24 protein-coding genes are annotated in these 12,819 nt (G+C 52.5%); 14 read left to right on the forward strand and 10 right to left on the reverse strand.

The genetic code is table 11. The features are described 5' to 3' along the window. The first annotated feature begins 207 nt into the window (after positions 1–207). A complete protein-coding gene (locus ACG1VR_RS10315; protein ID WP_395490851.1) occupies positions 208–1,401 on the forward strand; it encodes a tyrosine-type recombinase/integrase in 1,194 nt (397 codons plus the stop codon). Here the strand turns inward: ACG1VR_RS10315 and ACG1VR_RS10320 are convergent. From ACG1VR_RS10320 to ACG1VR_RS10365, 10 genes are all read right to left on the reverse strand, one after another. Next, positions 1,398–1,598 (reverse strand): excisionase, encoded by a 201-nt coding sequence (locus ACG1VR_RS10320; RefSeq protein ID WP_216375773.1) that lies wholly within the window; start codon positions 1,596–1,598, stop codon positions 1,398–1,400. The genes ACG1VR_RS10315 and ACG1VR_RS10320 overlap by 4 nt on opposite strands. A 10-nt stretch (positions 1,599–1,608) precedes the next feature. Next, a complete protein-coding gene (locus ACG1VR_RS10325; protein WP_395490852.1) occupies positions 1,609–2,217 on the reverse strand; it encodes an MT-A70 family methyltransferase in 609 nt (202 codons plus the stop codon). Next, positions 2,214–2,513, reverse strand: coding sequence for a PerC family transcriptional regulator (locus ACG1VR_RS10330; protein ID WP_395490853.1), 300 nt, complete (start codon positions 2,511–2,513; stop codon positions 2,214–2,216). The genes ACG1VR_RS10325 and ACG1VR_RS10330 overlap by 4 nt, the downstream gene beginning before the upstream one ends. A gap of 115 nt (positions 2,514–2,628) precedes the next feature. Next, on the reverse strand, positions 2,629–2,883 hold the full coding sequence (locus ACG1VR_RS10335; protein WP_395490854.1) for a helix-turn-helix transcriptional regulator: 255 nt from the start codon (positions 2,881–2,883) through the stop codon (positions 2,629–2,631). Positions 2,884–2,936: 53 nt separating this feature from the next. Beyond that, positions 2,937–3,878, reverse strand: coding sequence for a RecT family recombinase (locus ACG1VR_RS10340; RefSeq protein WP_395490855.1), 942 nt, complete (start codon positions 3,876–3,878; stop codon positions 2,937–2,939). Continuing rightward, positions 3,875–4,696, reverse strand: coding sequence for a PD-(D/E)XK nuclease-like domain-containing protein (locus tag ACG1VR_RS10345; protein WP_395490856.1), 822 nt, complete (start codon positions 4,694–4,696; stop codon positions 3,875–3,877). The genes ACG1VR_RS10340 and ACG1VR_RS10345 overlap by 4 nt, the downstream gene beginning before the upstream one ends. Continuing rightward, a complete protein-coding gene (locus ACG1VR_RS10350; RefSeq protein ID WP_395490857.1) occupies positions 4,693–4,992 on the reverse strand; it encodes a hypothetical protein in 300 nt (99 codons plus the stop codon). The genes ACG1VR_RS10345 and ACG1VR_RS10350 overlap by 4 nt, the downstream gene beginning before the upstream one ends. A 7-nt stretch (positions 4,993–4,999) precedes the next feature. Then, positions 5,000–5,941 (reverse strand): hypothetical protein, encoded by a 942-nt coding sequence (locus tag ACG1VR_RS10355; protein WP_395490858.1) that lies wholly within the window; start codon positions 5,939–5,941, stop codon positions 5,000–5,002. After that, complete coding sequence (locus ACG1VR_RS10360; RefSeq protein ID WP_216375765.1) at positions 5,938–6,090, reverse strand: hypothetical protein; 153 nt, start codon at positions 6,088–6,090, stop codon at positions 5,938–5,940. Before ACG1VR_RS10360 ends, ACG1VR_RS10355 begins: the two co-directional genes overlap by 4 nt. 253 nt (positions 6,091–6,343) lie before the next feature. Continuing rightward, on the reverse strand, positions 6,344–6,928 hold the full coding sequence (locus tag ACG1VR_RS10365) for a helix-turn-helix domain-containing protein (protein ID WP_395490859.1): 585 nt from the start codon (positions 6,926–6,928) through the stop codon (positions 6,344–6,346). 154 nt (positions 6,929–7,082) lie between these two features. Between ACG1VR_RS10365 and ACG1VR_RS10370 the strand changes: the two genes are divergently transcribed. From ACG1VR_RS10370 to ACG1VR_RS10430, 13 genes are all read left to right on the forward strand, one after another. Beyond that, complete coding sequence (locus tag ACG1VR_RS10370; RefSeq protein WP_395490860.1) at positions 7,083–7,301, forward strand: hypothetical protein; 219 nt, start codon at positions 7,083–7,085, stop codon at positions 7,299–7,301. Between the two features lie 151 nt (positions 7,302–7,452). Next, the gene (locus ACG1VR_RS10375; protein WP_336709722.1) at positions 7,453–7,647 is read left to right on the forward strand and encodes a hypothetical protein; all 195 of its coding nucleotides are present in this window, start codon (positions 7,453–7,455) and stop codon (positions 7,645–7,647) included. After that, positions 7,644–8,258: a morphogenetic protein gene (locus tag ACG1VR_RS10380; protein ID WP_395490861.1), complete on the forward strand. Its 615-nt coding sequence runs from the start codon at positions 7,644–7,646 to the stop codon at positions 8,256–8,258. Before ACG1VR_RS10375 ends, ACG1VR_RS10380 begins: the two co-directional genes overlap by 4 nt. Beyond that, the gene (locus ACG1VR_RS10385) at positions 8,258–9,229 is read left to right on the forward strand and encodes a DnaT-like ssDNA-binding domain-containing protein (RefSeq protein WP_395490862.1); all 972 of its coding nucleotides are present in this window, start codon (positions 8,258–8,260) and stop codon (positions 9,227–9,229) included. Before ACG1VR_RS10380 ends, ACG1VR_RS10385 begins: the two co-directional genes overlap by 1 nt. After that, positions 9,210–9,695 (forward strand): replication protein P, encoded by a 486-nt coding sequence (locus ACG1VR_RS10390; RefSeq protein ID WP_395490863.1) that lies wholly within the window; start codon positions 9,210–9,212, stop codon positions 9,693–9,695. Before ACG1VR_RS10385 ends, ACG1VR_RS10390 begins: the two co-directional genes overlap by 20 nt. A 201-nt stretch (positions 9,696–9,896) precedes the next feature. After that, a complete protein-coding gene (locus ACG1VR_RS10395; protein ID WP_395490864.1) occupies positions 9,897–10,241 on the forward strand; it encodes a DUF1064 domain-containing protein in 345 nt (114 codons plus the stop codon). 54 nt (positions 10,242–10,295) lie between these two features. Next, the gene (locus ACG1VR_RS10400; RefSeq protein ID WP_395490865.1) at positions 10,296–10,925 is read left to right on the forward strand and encodes a hypothetical protein; all 630 of its coding nucleotides are present in this window, start codon (positions 10,296–10,298) and stop codon (positions 10,923–10,925) included. Beyond that, positions 10,922–11,248 carry a hypothetical protein gene (locus ACG1VR_RS10405; RefSeq protein ID WP_395490866.1) on the forward strand — a complete coding sequence of 109 codons (327 nt, stop codon included), beginning with the start codon at positions 10,922–10,924 and terminating at the stop codon, positions 11,246–11,248. The genes ACG1VR_RS10400 and ACG1VR_RS10405 overlap by 4 nt, the downstream gene beginning before the upstream one ends. Beyond that, positions 11,238–11,741 (forward strand): class I SAM-dependent methyltransferase, encoded by a 504-nt coding sequence (locus tag ACG1VR_RS10410; protein WP_395490867.1) that lies wholly within the window; start codon positions 11,238–11,240, stop codon positions 11,739–11,741. The genes ACG1VR_RS10405 and ACG1VR_RS10410 overlap by 11 nt, the downstream gene beginning before the upstream one ends. Further along, entirely contained in the window at positions 11,734–12,015 is a 282-nt protein-coding gene (locus ACG1VR_RS10415) for a hypothetical protein (RefSeq protein WP_395490868.1), read from the forward strand. The genes ACG1VR_RS10410 and ACG1VR_RS10415 overlap by 8 nt, the downstream gene beginning before the upstream one ends. Continuing rightward, on the forward strand, positions 12,008–12,232 hold the full coding sequence (locus ACG1VR_RS10420; RefSeq protein WP_395490869.1) for a hypothetical protein: 225 nt from the start codon (positions 12,008–12,010) through the stop codon (positions 12,230–12,232). The genes ACG1VR_RS10415 and ACG1VR_RS10420 overlap by 8 nt, the downstream gene beginning before the upstream one ends. Further along, complete coding sequence (locus ACG1VR_RS10425; RefSeq protein WP_395490870.1) at positions 12,232–12,411, forward strand: hypothetical protein; 180 nt, start codon at positions 12,232–12,234, stop codon at positions 12,409–12,411. The genes ACG1VR_RS10420 and ACG1VR_RS10425 overlap by 1 nt, the downstream gene beginning before the upstream one ends. Beyond that, entirely contained in the window at positions 12,404–12,742 is a 339-nt protein-coding gene (locus ACG1VR_RS10430) for a hypothetical protein (RefSeq protein ID WP_395490871.1), read from the forward strand. The genes ACG1VR_RS10425 and ACG1VR_RS10430 overlap by 8 nt, the downstream gene beginning before the upstream one ends. Positions 12,743–12,819 lie beyond the last annotated feature (77 nt).

Genomic DNA, 12,819 nt, shown 5'->3' on the forward strand with positions numbered 1-12,819 from the left:
CTGTCAGAATACTTTTTTGAAAAGTTAATCCTGCCGTTTCGATAAATTTCTCTCTGAAACCTACCGTTACCTTCCGCTCCATGCCTGCGGAGGCTTCGTCCATCTAACCGAGTCAAAGCGATTCCAATTGTTACCTTTCGGGTATCTTTGAGGACTAGCTTTTGTGTACACTTTTGTGCACCAAAACAAAAAATGTGTACTCAACTCATGCTCACTGATACGAAACTTAAAAAGGCTCTCGGTAAACGTCGCGATGAAATCGAGGTGGTAGCCGACACGCACGGCCTGAATGCAAGAATAAGCCAGGCCGGTAAGGTCACGTTCTTCTACCGGTATCGCTGGGATAACAAAGCGGTAAAGCTAAATATCGGCGAGTACCCGGCAATGAGTATCGCCCAGGCCAGGGAAAGAAGGCAACAATTTCGCGGCTGGCTGGTGGACGGCTTCGATCCTCGCGAGCGCGTTAAGCTTGAAAGAATAGAGTTGGTCGAATCGCTGACAACCACAGAAGCATTCTCTTACTGGATAGAAAAGTATTGCCGCCCTTCAGGCCTGGCGAAAACGGATTACTACCTTCAGGTCTTTAATAAGCATGTTGCTCCAGCGCTTGGTGATGTGAAAATAGACGGCACAAACCGGAAGCACTGGGTGAGTGTTTTTGACTCCATTGATAGCCGAGTCATGGCCCACTACATGGTTTCACTATGCAAGCGGGCATTCAGGTTCTGCATGAATAGAGAGGCCATAAAATCAAATCCGCTGGAAGGAATACTGCCGTCTGACGTGGGAAGTAAGCCAAAGCGCAAGGATCGCGTACTGAGCAGTGATGAGCTTAAAACTATATATTACTGGCTTAAATTCAGGCAAACGCCTGAGGCTAAACTTCTCATAAAATTTGTCATGCTTACCGGCTGCCGGACAGCGGAAATACGTCAGGCAAAATGGAACTGGTTTAACTTTGAGGAAATGACCTGGACCATACCGGAAAAATATTACAAAACTCGGAAGGCAATCAGAAGGGCGCTTCCCGCAGCTGCGGTGCGTCTGCTCCAGGCTCACCAGTCCCGGGTGAATACTCAGCACGTTTTGACCTCCCCGAGAAAAATTGATGGTAAAAATAGTGACACTCCAATATTGCCTCAGGTGGCCGCAAACTTTGCGCGGAGCGCGAGAGATGGTGCGAAGATGGACGACTGGTCACTGCATGATTTCCGCCGGACATTAGCGACGACACTATCAGAACTTGGCTGCCCGCCACATGTGGTAGAAAAAATCCTCGGTCACCAGATGGTCGGGGTTATGGCTCACTATAACCTTCACGACTATCTGGAAGACCAGAGGCACTGGATTGAAGTGTGGGACAAACACCTTGAGTCGGTGCTTGGTGAGCCAATGGCCTAATGCTCCCGGCTGCGGTCCTCCCACTCCTTCACTGAAGATAGCTTCCAGCGGTTGGGATTTCCCGGGAAGTCAGGGGAGGGAAACGGCCTGGCAAATCCCTTTGGCATTGTTTCGTGGTTCTGCCACTTCCACAGAGTTTTACGCGAAATGTGATAGTGCTCAGTCAGATCGCGCGTAACAAGAATTTTTTTGTCCATAGAAATTACCTCACGCAGCCCCATGGAGTGGGTAAACTTTCATGTCGATTGCCTTTCCCGGCTGCAACTGCACTGCCGGGCTTTCACACTGGTTGCCCCATACGTCGAAACCGTGCGACGACTGGCGGGCGAATAACTCAATGCGTGGCACATCGCCCAGCAGTTGAACCAGCTTCTCGCGCACATAGTCTGGTTTACGTGAGTGCTCCAGGCGCGGAGCCGTGAAGGACTGCACGATCCCGGCATTCATCCTGTCAGGCAGATTTCCCCGGTAAGCGAAAAGGCAATCTTCACTGTTCGCCCGCGTCATGTGGCCCATGCCTAATACCAGTTTGTCAGCCTGCCGTTTTCCGCACTTGTTCCAGGTGAAACCCTTCATCGTCATAAATTTGAAGCCCCAGGCATCAACAACCTTCAGGGCTTCTGCTGGCTGGGTTGGAACCCACCACATTGCCAGCAGGCAGTTTTCTGCGGCCAGTTCCCACACCGGCAAGCGGCAGATATCTTGCACGCTCATAACCGGATACTTGAAACCGGCGCCGCGGTCGCCGTCGGCAGCCTTGTCGCGGTATGACCACGGCGGGTCAGCGTACACAAGAGAGTATTTTCCGATGCTCATCCGATAAACCTCCCGGCCATCTCGTAAGCCGCTTCACTGAACCGGCGGGTGTTGCTCAGTGTGATGCACTGATCCCGGCGCATTGCTATGCGCGCACGCTCTACGTCACCGGATGCTGCGTCGAATACGGCTAGCCACTGACGTGCCGCAAGGCGGAATTTACCGCCGTGTTCCAGTTCTCGCGCCCGGGCCTCAAGTCGTATTGCCTCAGGTGACGTAGCCACAATCGCAGACTGCCGGCGGGAAACGTAATTTGCGTGATACTTCTCAAGTTTTGTTTTCAGGCTTATTGTCATTTCAGCCAACCTTCTGTTGTCAGTACCGCTGCCAGCAGAGCCAGCCAGGCGGCCACTGCGCCGAGGAATATCATCCACCCGGCGCACTTAGTAATCCTGTTCCTGATGGCGGCAATCATGCCGCCATACCTGCTGGAGTCGGTCGGAATCGGCGTTTATCCACTGGCGGCTTTTTTCCTGTGAACACCTCAGGGCTGTTTGCCTGGCGCTCATCAAGCCAGCGCTCTACCTCGTCCGCATTCCACGTTGCGCGCCGGGCAGTAATGTAAAAGCGCTTTGGAAATTCACCTGCCTTTTCCAGTGCATCAATAGTCGACATTGACAGCGAGGTTTTCTCTACCAGCTGGTCTTTGTTCAGAGCCCCTTTCATGATTACCTCTCTCGTTCTTATTTCACTGCGGCGCCGAAGCGCCGCGCAGGTGATTACATAGGGACTTCGTTTAATTCGTCGCGACGGATGCCGTAAACGTCGGTTGCTGATTCCAGCAACTCAGGATGGTCTGCAAGTACGCGAGAGGCATATTTGTAAGCCCGCTCCAGCTCGTCCAATGATCGAGCTTGCATTGCAGCCTCGGAGAACCCTGACAGGATTTCCTCAGGTGCTCGAGCATCTCCCGTCTGCTGACGGACTTCCTGATTACCAGACTGCTCAGGCTTGGCGTTAATCAGTGAGTTCATACCGGCGGCAGTGTTTGCTGGTGGTGTGATGTCGCGCTCTACACGCGGCTGTGTTTCCTGAAGTTCATCGGGGGTGTAAACACCAAGGATTACGTCAGGGCAATAAAGGCGGGCCCATCGCTTAACACCAAGGTAAGCAAGTTGTTGCTTTGGATCGCTGCCCCATAACGTTGAATTTCTGACCTGCGCCTGAGTTAAAAGAAGCTCAAGAACTCGAGGCTCGCTTTCTCCTTTCATTGTGGCCCAAACTTTTACTCCGCATCCTTTTTCGTCACTGAGTGTCCAGTCAGGAGAAAGATATTTTTTCCCCTTGTCGGAGGTTTTTTCTTTGAACTTGCCGATCACGTTTTCCCATGGTCCAAACCATTCGAAATGGACGCGGTCTTTGGTCGGCGCCAGAGCAGTAATTGCGGCATTCACCAACTGAGCTTCATAGCCAAGTGCGCCGTTGATAACGTGTGTTTTCTGAGCCACAGCGAAAGGGTTCATTCCCCACTGTGCCGCCTGCATAGCAACGGCGAGGCAATCAGCTGGCTTTCCTGCAAGATGTGCAGGAACGGTAACCCTGCTGTCAGCCATCAGAGTTGCGAAGCGAACCAGTTGGTTCATACCTTCCGGACTGAAAATTGCGGCAGCAGTGCCGACGGTAGCGCCAGGCTGCGATGTGATTGCGATGTCATTGCTCATAGGTACTGATCCTGTTTACGTGCCCATTCCGGGCGTTTAATAGTTTCCACGCCGCCCCAGTCATCGCTGATACGGCACTGATGGTATGTGTTCAGGTCACGACGGAAGAGGGTGTGCCCTGTGTTTACGTCGTCTGCATCAAGCTCAAATACACGAACCGGATAGCGGCCGCAGTCGATGGTTTCGCTCACGGCCAGGAAGAAGAATCCCGGCTGCTCACCAGTGGATTGCTTAAATCCTTCGCGGTACATGGCGTCCTGAACGTGATAGCGAAACTCCTCAACGTGTCGCGCAAAACGATCCATATCTGCGACCTTTTTCACGTCCAGGATTACCGGGTGCTTTGTCAGGTAGCGGTCTGGGCGAACGCGGCAAAGCTCTCCGGTTTCTTCGTCATTCCAGTAGAAAGAGGATTCGACATGGCCTTCCGCCTCCAGTAGCCAGCGCGCCGCCGGGTGTGCCATTGCGCTGTCGCGCATAAGCTGAAGTTTCCGGCCCTGTTCAGCATCCATAACAGTCATTCCCATGCCTTCCACATCGCGCAGGAATGCTGCTTCGTCTTCTTTCCCCTGGTTTGTGCGGCGATTAAACTGCGGCGCCACGATGAAGCGCTTATCGAATTCATCAGGCTCCAGAAGGATGCAGTGCAGGGCGCTACCCATATCGAGGTCTTTCAATTTTTCGGTATCTACCGGTGCTGATTTCTGCCAATTCAGCAGCGCCGGGCTCATGGCCACCATATCCAACTGCGACTTACTCACGCCGTTCCCGGCGTGGTAATCTTCGTTGCTGATGTCGTGATAAATTCCTGTTTTCATGCTGCATGCCTCGCGCTATCGATCTGGTCTGCGATGTCGTAGCGGGCAACGATGCCGGTTAACTCGCGGATCATTGCCGCTGCCGTTTCCTGAAACTCCATGTCATCCATTGCTGCTTCAATCACTCCCTGGCGAATGCCGAGGGATTCAAGCGCTGCGAAAATAGGTAATACTTTTCGCAGCGGGATTGCGGCATCCAGCTCGTCGTGACGGGAAAGAACCTGTTCAGACAGTCGATCGTCATCACCAAATTGCCTCATGATTTTTTTAAGATTCGCTACATGTTTGATATTCATGACAACCTCAGTAGTTAATCGCGGTGTGTGGAACCTTGCCCAGCGCGATGGCCTTGATGCATTCTCTGGCATATTCCTCAGGGATCCCGGCATCAAACAGGGCCTGGAAGGCTGCACGGTTTACGTCTCGCTGATGTTCAACATCAGCCGCACGTTGCGCCGCTTCTTTGGCTTCGGCTTCCCGGCGAATGCGATCAGCTTCTTCCTGCGCCTTGCGTTGCTCGGCCGCAATAGCTTCCTGCTTTTCGCGCTCAGCGCGTTCAGCGGCTTCTTTCTTCTCACGCTCCGCTTTCTCTGATGCCTCTTTGGCTTCACGTTCAGCGCGCTCTTTAGCTAATGTCGCCTCGCGCTCCCTGGCTGCTGCCGCGTCGATTTCACGCTGAGCTGCCTCTGCTGCTTCACGCTTTGCCTGTTCCGCTGCCTTGCGCTTCAGTTCTTCTTCGTGAGCAATGCGCTGACGCTCGACTTCAGCCTTTTTCTCTGCTGCGTCGCGGTCGAATATTTCGTTCATGAGAAGCGCTTTTTCGTGATCTTCTTCGAACTGTATTCTTGCCGCTTCGGCTGCTTGTTTTGCTTCCTCTTCAGCTTTAATGCGCGCCTGGGCTTCCTCCCACTCAGTGGTAGGTCTGCGAATCTCTATTGCCAGTTCATCAAGTGCATCGCGGACCTTCTTGCGGCTTGCATCTACCATGGCCGGGCGCTTTTTCATTTCTGCTACCAGCGCCTTACCGGCATCATCAATCGCAGTTTTTGTTTTGCGTACGTTCGAGGCCATGCTGATGTAGACGCCGCGTCCCTTAACCGTTTTAACGTCGCCAACAACTGAAGATGCCTTTTCGCGGATCTCGCTAATCAGGTTGCTGATGTATTCGTCATTGATAAAAGCTGCTTCCAGTTCTGTCGGTGCTGAAGGAAGACTAAAAAGCACCAGTTCTTTTGATTCACTCATCGGATGATCCCGTCCATCTCATCGGCCACGTCGCGGGCCTCTTTTGTTATGAATGCCCACGCGATACCGTCGTGCAGGCTATGAAATTTCCAGCTCATCAGGCCGGAAATGGTGACTCGATACATGCCGTCTACCAGCTGCCATTTCATGGCTTTACCCCACAATAAATACCAAAATGGTACTTGTTGATTCGATTAAAAAGCCGCAATGCGGCTGGGTTTGGTGTTGGCCAGTGGCTGCTGTGTGCGGCATGACGTTTACCAATGTGGTAATAATTATCCCTATTTGATTTTTAGTCAATAGTTATTGAGATATTAAATTACCAAAATGGTACTTTGTGTGGGGTGGGTGAGGGGAGGGAACTGGCGTGTTATTGTTTATTTGTTTAATTAAAACAGTTAGTTATTGGTTCTGCTGTAGAATAAATTCGATGAATGAACGCACTTTCTCTTTTTCTGAGTCGGGTAGGGCGGCGAATCGAGCATGGTCATAGTTGATGATTCCAGGATGCTCTTTTGGCACAAGAAGCTCAAACGCCTGCCGCCCGAATGCATCCGCAATGGCCGCCAGAGTGCCGATTGTCGTGCTGGCCTCTTTGCTTAAAAGTCGCTGCACTGTCGCCTGTGCGATACCAGCTTTCTCACCAACCCGCTGTTGAGAGTTCAGCACAGAATCACCGAGCATCCACCGGCGCAGGTTCTCTGCCGCGACTTCACCGATAAAACTACGAGCTTCATATTCCTGAGGCTCACGGCTATCTTTAAGCGAAAGAACGTGGTCGGTGTCCAGCCAATACTTTGGCCGCCCGGAAACTTCCTCTATCTTGCGAGCAGAAGAATTTCCGACATTGCGATGACCTTTAACCCAGCGACTTATAACGCTCTGCTGGACGCCCATACTTTCCGCCATACGCGTCTGATTGTCGTCAAAATAACGCCGAATAACTTCGGTAAGGTTCTCTCGCCTGATGTCTGAAATGCTCTTCATTGTAACGTAAAACCCTTAAAGGAATGGATAATTACCTAAATTTAAAGCGTTATTACCGAAAAGGTAAAGACACCAAATTGGTAATAGTTGTTGCTTTTATCTACCTTTGCGGTAATTATTTGTGGATAGAAATAGCTATCGGGAACCAAAAAATATGCCATTTAATTTTAAAAAATTTTGGCTGGACATGAACAAAGACGAGCGCGAGGCGTTTGCCGACGACGCCGGGACGACCAGCCACTACATTCAGACGCACCTCACCGGGCGGCGCCGCGTTCCAGCTAAGAAGCTGATGGAAGGGCTTTTTAAGGCGTGTAAATCCCGCCAGGCTGTTTCATCCAAAGCTGAGCTGGTGGATTTTTTCTACTCCTGATCCCCCCGTTATACCTCCGCAAGCGGGCCGCCAATGAGCGGCCTTTTTTATGCTCGCTAGAAAATGGTAATTAAAATCCGTTTGTGGTTGATCTTTGCGTGCTGTAGTGCAAAATAAGCTGTAACAAAAACACAAAACCAAGGGGTGAGGCTTGAAAATTATTACTCGCGTAGAGGCGGCAAAGCTCGGCCTCAACAAGTTCTATACCGGAAAGGTGTGCAAGTACGGCCATGACAGCGAGCGCTGGGTAGCGAACGGCGGCTGTGTTGAATGCACCGTTGCGCGTGTATACCGACACCGTAATGAACTCATCCAGACGATGAAGGCAGCTCAGGGGGCGGCATGAAAGAGCGCGGGATGATTTTCAATGCTGAGATGGTGCGCGCCATCCTCGATGGTTTGAAGACGCAGACGCGGCGGATTATGAAGCCGCAGCCGGAAAAAATAGAGCCTGAAGATGAATGCGGTGAGCCTGGATACTGGATTCCATTCCATGCCGGCCGAACGATGGTCCGCAACGGTGATATGCCCATAGCATGCCCATACGGTTATGTGGGGGAGCGCATCTGGGTGCGAGAGACGTTCAGCACCGTGCCCGACCACGACGAACCGGCAGGATGCTCTGCAATTCTGTATGCCGCCGATGGCAATTGGCCGTACGGGAAATGGACGCCATCAATCCACATGCCGCGCTGGGCAAGTCGCATAACGCTGGAGATTACCGGCGTTCGCGCTGAGCGGCTTAATGATATCAGCCAGGAAGACGCTCAGGCTGAGGGGATGGAGCTCACCGGCTGGCGACCAACTTACTCAGATCCAGATAGCGGCGGAGACTACGAAACCCCATACGATAACTTTGCTGCGCTTTGGGAGTCCATCTACGGCGAAGAGAGTTGGCAGGCTAACCCCTGGGTCTGGGTTATCGAATTCCGGGTGGTAACCCCTGGAGGTGATTGATGGCTGGTGACTGGATCAAGATGCGCGCTGACCTCCACACGCATCCTAAAGTTGTCCGCATGGCGTCCGCATTGAAAGCGGACAGATTGCGGATAGTTGGCGGACTACATTCCGCATGGTGTCTTTTCGATGTCCACTCTGTTGATGGTTTTCTGGATGGTTACAGTCCTGAAACGTTGGACGACCTGATCGGCTTCCCCGGTTTTGCTCGGGCAATGATTGCCGTCGGCTGGTTATGTGAAGAGGAAGAAAACCTAGTCATGCCAAGGTTTGAAGCCCATAACGGGCAGTCGGCAAAGCGTCGCGCACAGGATGCAGACAGGAAGAGAAACGTCCGCAAAGTGTCCGCATCAGAAGCGGACAAAATGAAGACCAGAGAAGAGAAGAGAAGAGAAGATCTAAAAGATAAACCCCTCTCTAGCGCGGGTGCGCGCGAAAGCGTTTCGCCTGGACCTGCTGCGGCTAACTCGATAATCGACAACCGCCCCCCTTCACCAGGCGGATCCGGCATCACCGGAAAGTTCACCCTGCACCAGGGCTGGCGCCCGGACGATGACTTTTTGCTGAAGGCGGCACAGTGGGGCTGCGTGATGACAGAGCCACCACCAGAAACGGCGCTGCGGGAATTTGTCACGTACTGGCAGGCAGAGGGTAAGGCATTCCACCACGTTCAGTGGGAACAGAAATTCGCCCAGGCGCTGAAGCGCAATCAGGGCCGTAACAAACCAACCGGAGACAAACGCGATGAAACCAATATCCGAGCTGATGGGTACCGTGGGCCGTGGCGGGGTGATGCCGTCGAGGACTCAATCGCAGCCATGGCAGAACAGCTTCGAGCCAACGGCAGAAGCGAACCAGAGATCCGCAGTATTTTGGGCAGAAATGACCGGGATTTACTCGGACAAGTGGAAAGCCAGGAACGGCAGAGCGCCGTCATTACGCTGGAACCAGGTGATTTCAGCGCTCACTGACCAGCAGTTACAGGCTGCGGTTGATGCATGTGTGCAGCGCTGCTGCGCTGGCAACCAGTTCGCACCAGACCTGGCTGAGTTCATGGGCATCGTCAGCAGTGACGTGACAAACCCGTTTGGCCTGAAGGTCGAAGAAGTCATTACAGAGTGGCGACGGTACTGCCGGACCCGGCATCAGTACAGCTGCCCGGAAACGTTCAACTGGAAACAGCCTGTGCTGTATCACATCTGCTGCACACTTCGCTCAGAGATGATTGATCGCAACCTGAACGACATAGAGATTGAGAAGCGAGCTGTGGTCCATCTAAAAGCCTGGTCTGACAAAGTGCGTGCAGGTGGGAAAGTGCCAGAGCCTCGCCCGTTGCTCTCTGAAAAACCAACAGGGCGCAGGACTCACGACGGCGGAACGGGGCGTGCTGAAGTGCTGGCGATTCTCGAAAAGTTGAGACATACAAACCGCAAATGAATTACGAATGGTCAAAATCCTGCACCAGCGGCATCAGTTTCAACGATTAGGCGTCAGGCCGTCGTTTTAGTGTGGTGACATGTAAAACAGCTCTGTGAGCTTCTGAGAGCGTTTAAGCAGTGGTTGCGATTATCGCTGTTTACGCATTTTTTATATTGCCAACTATTACCAAATAGGTAATTATTACCAGTGAGGTAAATCATGAAGAAGTCAGTGCAAGCCCTTGGCCGGTTGAAAGCCGGGGCCATGAACAAAACCGAAGCGGCGTATTGCCAGTTGCTGGAAATGCGCAAGCGGGCAGGCGAGATAGCCTGGTACCGGTTCGAAGGTATCAAGCTAAGACTGGCGGATAACACGTTCTACACGCCTGATTTCGCAGTGATGCTGGCGAATGGACAGATGGAATTGCACGAAGTGAAAGGTTTCTGGACTGACGATGCCCGGGTGAAAACCAAAGTAGCCGCAGACCAGTACCCGTTTCGAATCATCGCTATTACCCCAAAACCGAAAAAGCTCGGTGGCGGGTGGAAGATTGAAGAATTTTAAAACGGTTTAGTAATCAATTAAATCAATAGGTTATCAAGGTAAAGAGAGGTAACTATGCACAGCGGAAACAATGAGTTAGTCAAGGCGGGGTATGACTTCGCCAAAGCCATATCGAACGACACGCCAATCATCGAGATAGCGAAGATTGTTTCACGTTTGGCGGCACAGCTTGATGTAACAACCCTGGCTCTGCGTGAAAAGGGTCATGAGGTAACTGCCTACGAAGCCACGGTGACGAACCTGGAGGCTCAGGTGCAGGGGCTGGCGGCGGAAATGGAAAAGTATCGTAATGCCCATCCTCAGCCATTCGGCAGAGAAATGATGAAGGCTCTTGATGCGTACGAGGCGCATCAGGACGATGTTCCAGAAACTGGAATGCTCAACGCTTTCTTCATTCTTCGTGACAGCATCCGCGTAGACACTGAAACCACCGACGCCGCGCTGGCACAGATACGCAACGATGCGCGGGCTGAGGGTATCTACTTCACCGCTAATCGTCTGCTTGCTGCCTGGGATGCCGGGTTTATCGACTCGCCAGCAAAAGAGGTTGTCGACGTTGCCCGCATGATTCTTAGCGCTGCTGACATGCTGAAAGATGCAACCAAGGGTGATTTTAGCCGCAAATTCGCTGATGAAATCATGGCAGAGATGGCGACAGAACTGCGCAAGGAGCAAGGAAAATGAGCATGAAAATTCAAGCATTGCCGGTTGAACGCGATCAGTACGGCTACTGGACGCACCCGGAATACGACAAGTTCTGTGATGGGCGCGAGCGCATCCCAATGTCAGAGTTTAATTCCTGGATGGTCGAAAACGGCCTCGAATGGATCATTGAATACCGTAGCGAGAACGAAATTGATCCGAGCGCAGACGGCTACGACATTTCGTCCTGGCAGCCGGAGCTATCAGCGCCTGGCGATGGCTGGTTTGTTGGCTCTATTCACGATACCGAAGATGGTGCGGTGTGCATCTGGCTTCGTCACAAGGAGGCCAGCGATGAGCAATAACACCGAAGCGCTGCCGTCGATTCTCGACATGTGCTGCGGCAGCCGCATGTTCTGGTTCGATAAGCAGGACGAACGCGCTGTATTCAGCGATATCCGCACCGAGCAGCACACCCTTTGCGATGGTCGCAAGCTGGTTATCAGTCCTGATGTGATTGCAGACTTCCGCTCGCTGCCGTTCGCCGATAACGCCTTTCCGGTTGTCGTGTTCGACCCGCCTCATCTTGAGCGTGTCGGCGAGAATGCATGGATGGGTAAAAAATATGGCCGGCTCAATAAAGACACCTGGCGCGATGACCTGCGCGCCGGTTTCCGTGAAGCATTCCGAGTGCTGCGGCCACAGGGCGTACTCATCTTCAAGTGGAACGAAACGCAGGTTCCGGTTAGCCAGGTTATTGCCCTCACTGACGAGAAGCCTGCTATCTGGCAGCGCACCGGCAAAGCCGACAAAACCCACTGGATTATTTTTGTTAAAGCCGAGGCCAGCAATGACTAAACAACTCGAATACTACAACCTCGAAAACGTTTACGACGAGAAAATCAGTCCGCTGATGAAGCAGATTATCGACATTTGCAACGAGCACAACCTGCCGATGGTTGCTTCATTTGCTTATGAGAACAGCGAAGAAAAAGGAATCGGCTGCTGCACTACCACACTACCTTTTGACGGTCGCCACATAAAAGCATTTGCAGAGGCTACGTCAATTATTCGCGGCAATCCTCAGCTTTCAGCATTCACGATTATGTCCGGAGTAAAGAGTGATGAATAAACAACTCGAAGCGCTGCGGATGCCTGAGCGCATCCGCCGGGATTGGTCATCGTCTGTTATGCGCACATGTGATCATTGCGACGCATGGCGCATGACGGTTATCCATACCGATGACAGCGCCATGTGCGCTAGTTGCTGCGACGATTTCTACTCAGACCAGCTGAAAGACACTTTAACCGCGGCGTTGGCTCGCATCGCAGAGCTGGAGGTGAAATAGTGAGTAACGATGAAATGATAGCGCTGGCTTACTCTGACAGCGATTTCCTCAACTGGTTTGAGCGTTATTTTGGTTACGGCCCTAAGGATGAGGTTCCCTGTAATCACCCGGTTTTAGTTGCTACCGCTGTGGCCTGGGTTACTTCAAGGCACATGGATAAGGTCAATTCCGATGGCTAAATCCGCAGCAGAACGCAAAGCCGCGCAGCGAGCGCGGCAGTTAGCTGGTGGCGAGCGACGTATCGATCTGCCGCTGGATGCCCAGGAACTGGAGATGCTGACGCAGAACTGCGCCGCCCGGCGCCCGGGTAAGGCGCCGTACGATGCAGCGGAGTACATCGCGCTGCTTATCCGGCAGGACAATGCCCGCATGAATGGCCTGATTAAATCCATTGCAGCCGGGCGCTGCGGGAAATGCGGTGATCGGGTTCCGGTTAATTCGTGCCCGTGCGCCGGTGATAGTCAGTGCTGGGTAACCGCAGGGTGGCGCGACATGAAGCTAAAGTTGTGACTGGTCACGGTGGTAAAAATGTTTGATGAATATGATGGATTCTGAACAATGGCCGCCGACTATGGCGGCTTTGTTTT

The organism is Cedecea davisae, from assembly GCF_044095835.1.
GTDB lineage: Bacteria > Pseudomonadota > Gammaproteobacteria > Enterobacterales > Enterobacteriaceae > Cedecea > Cedecea davisae.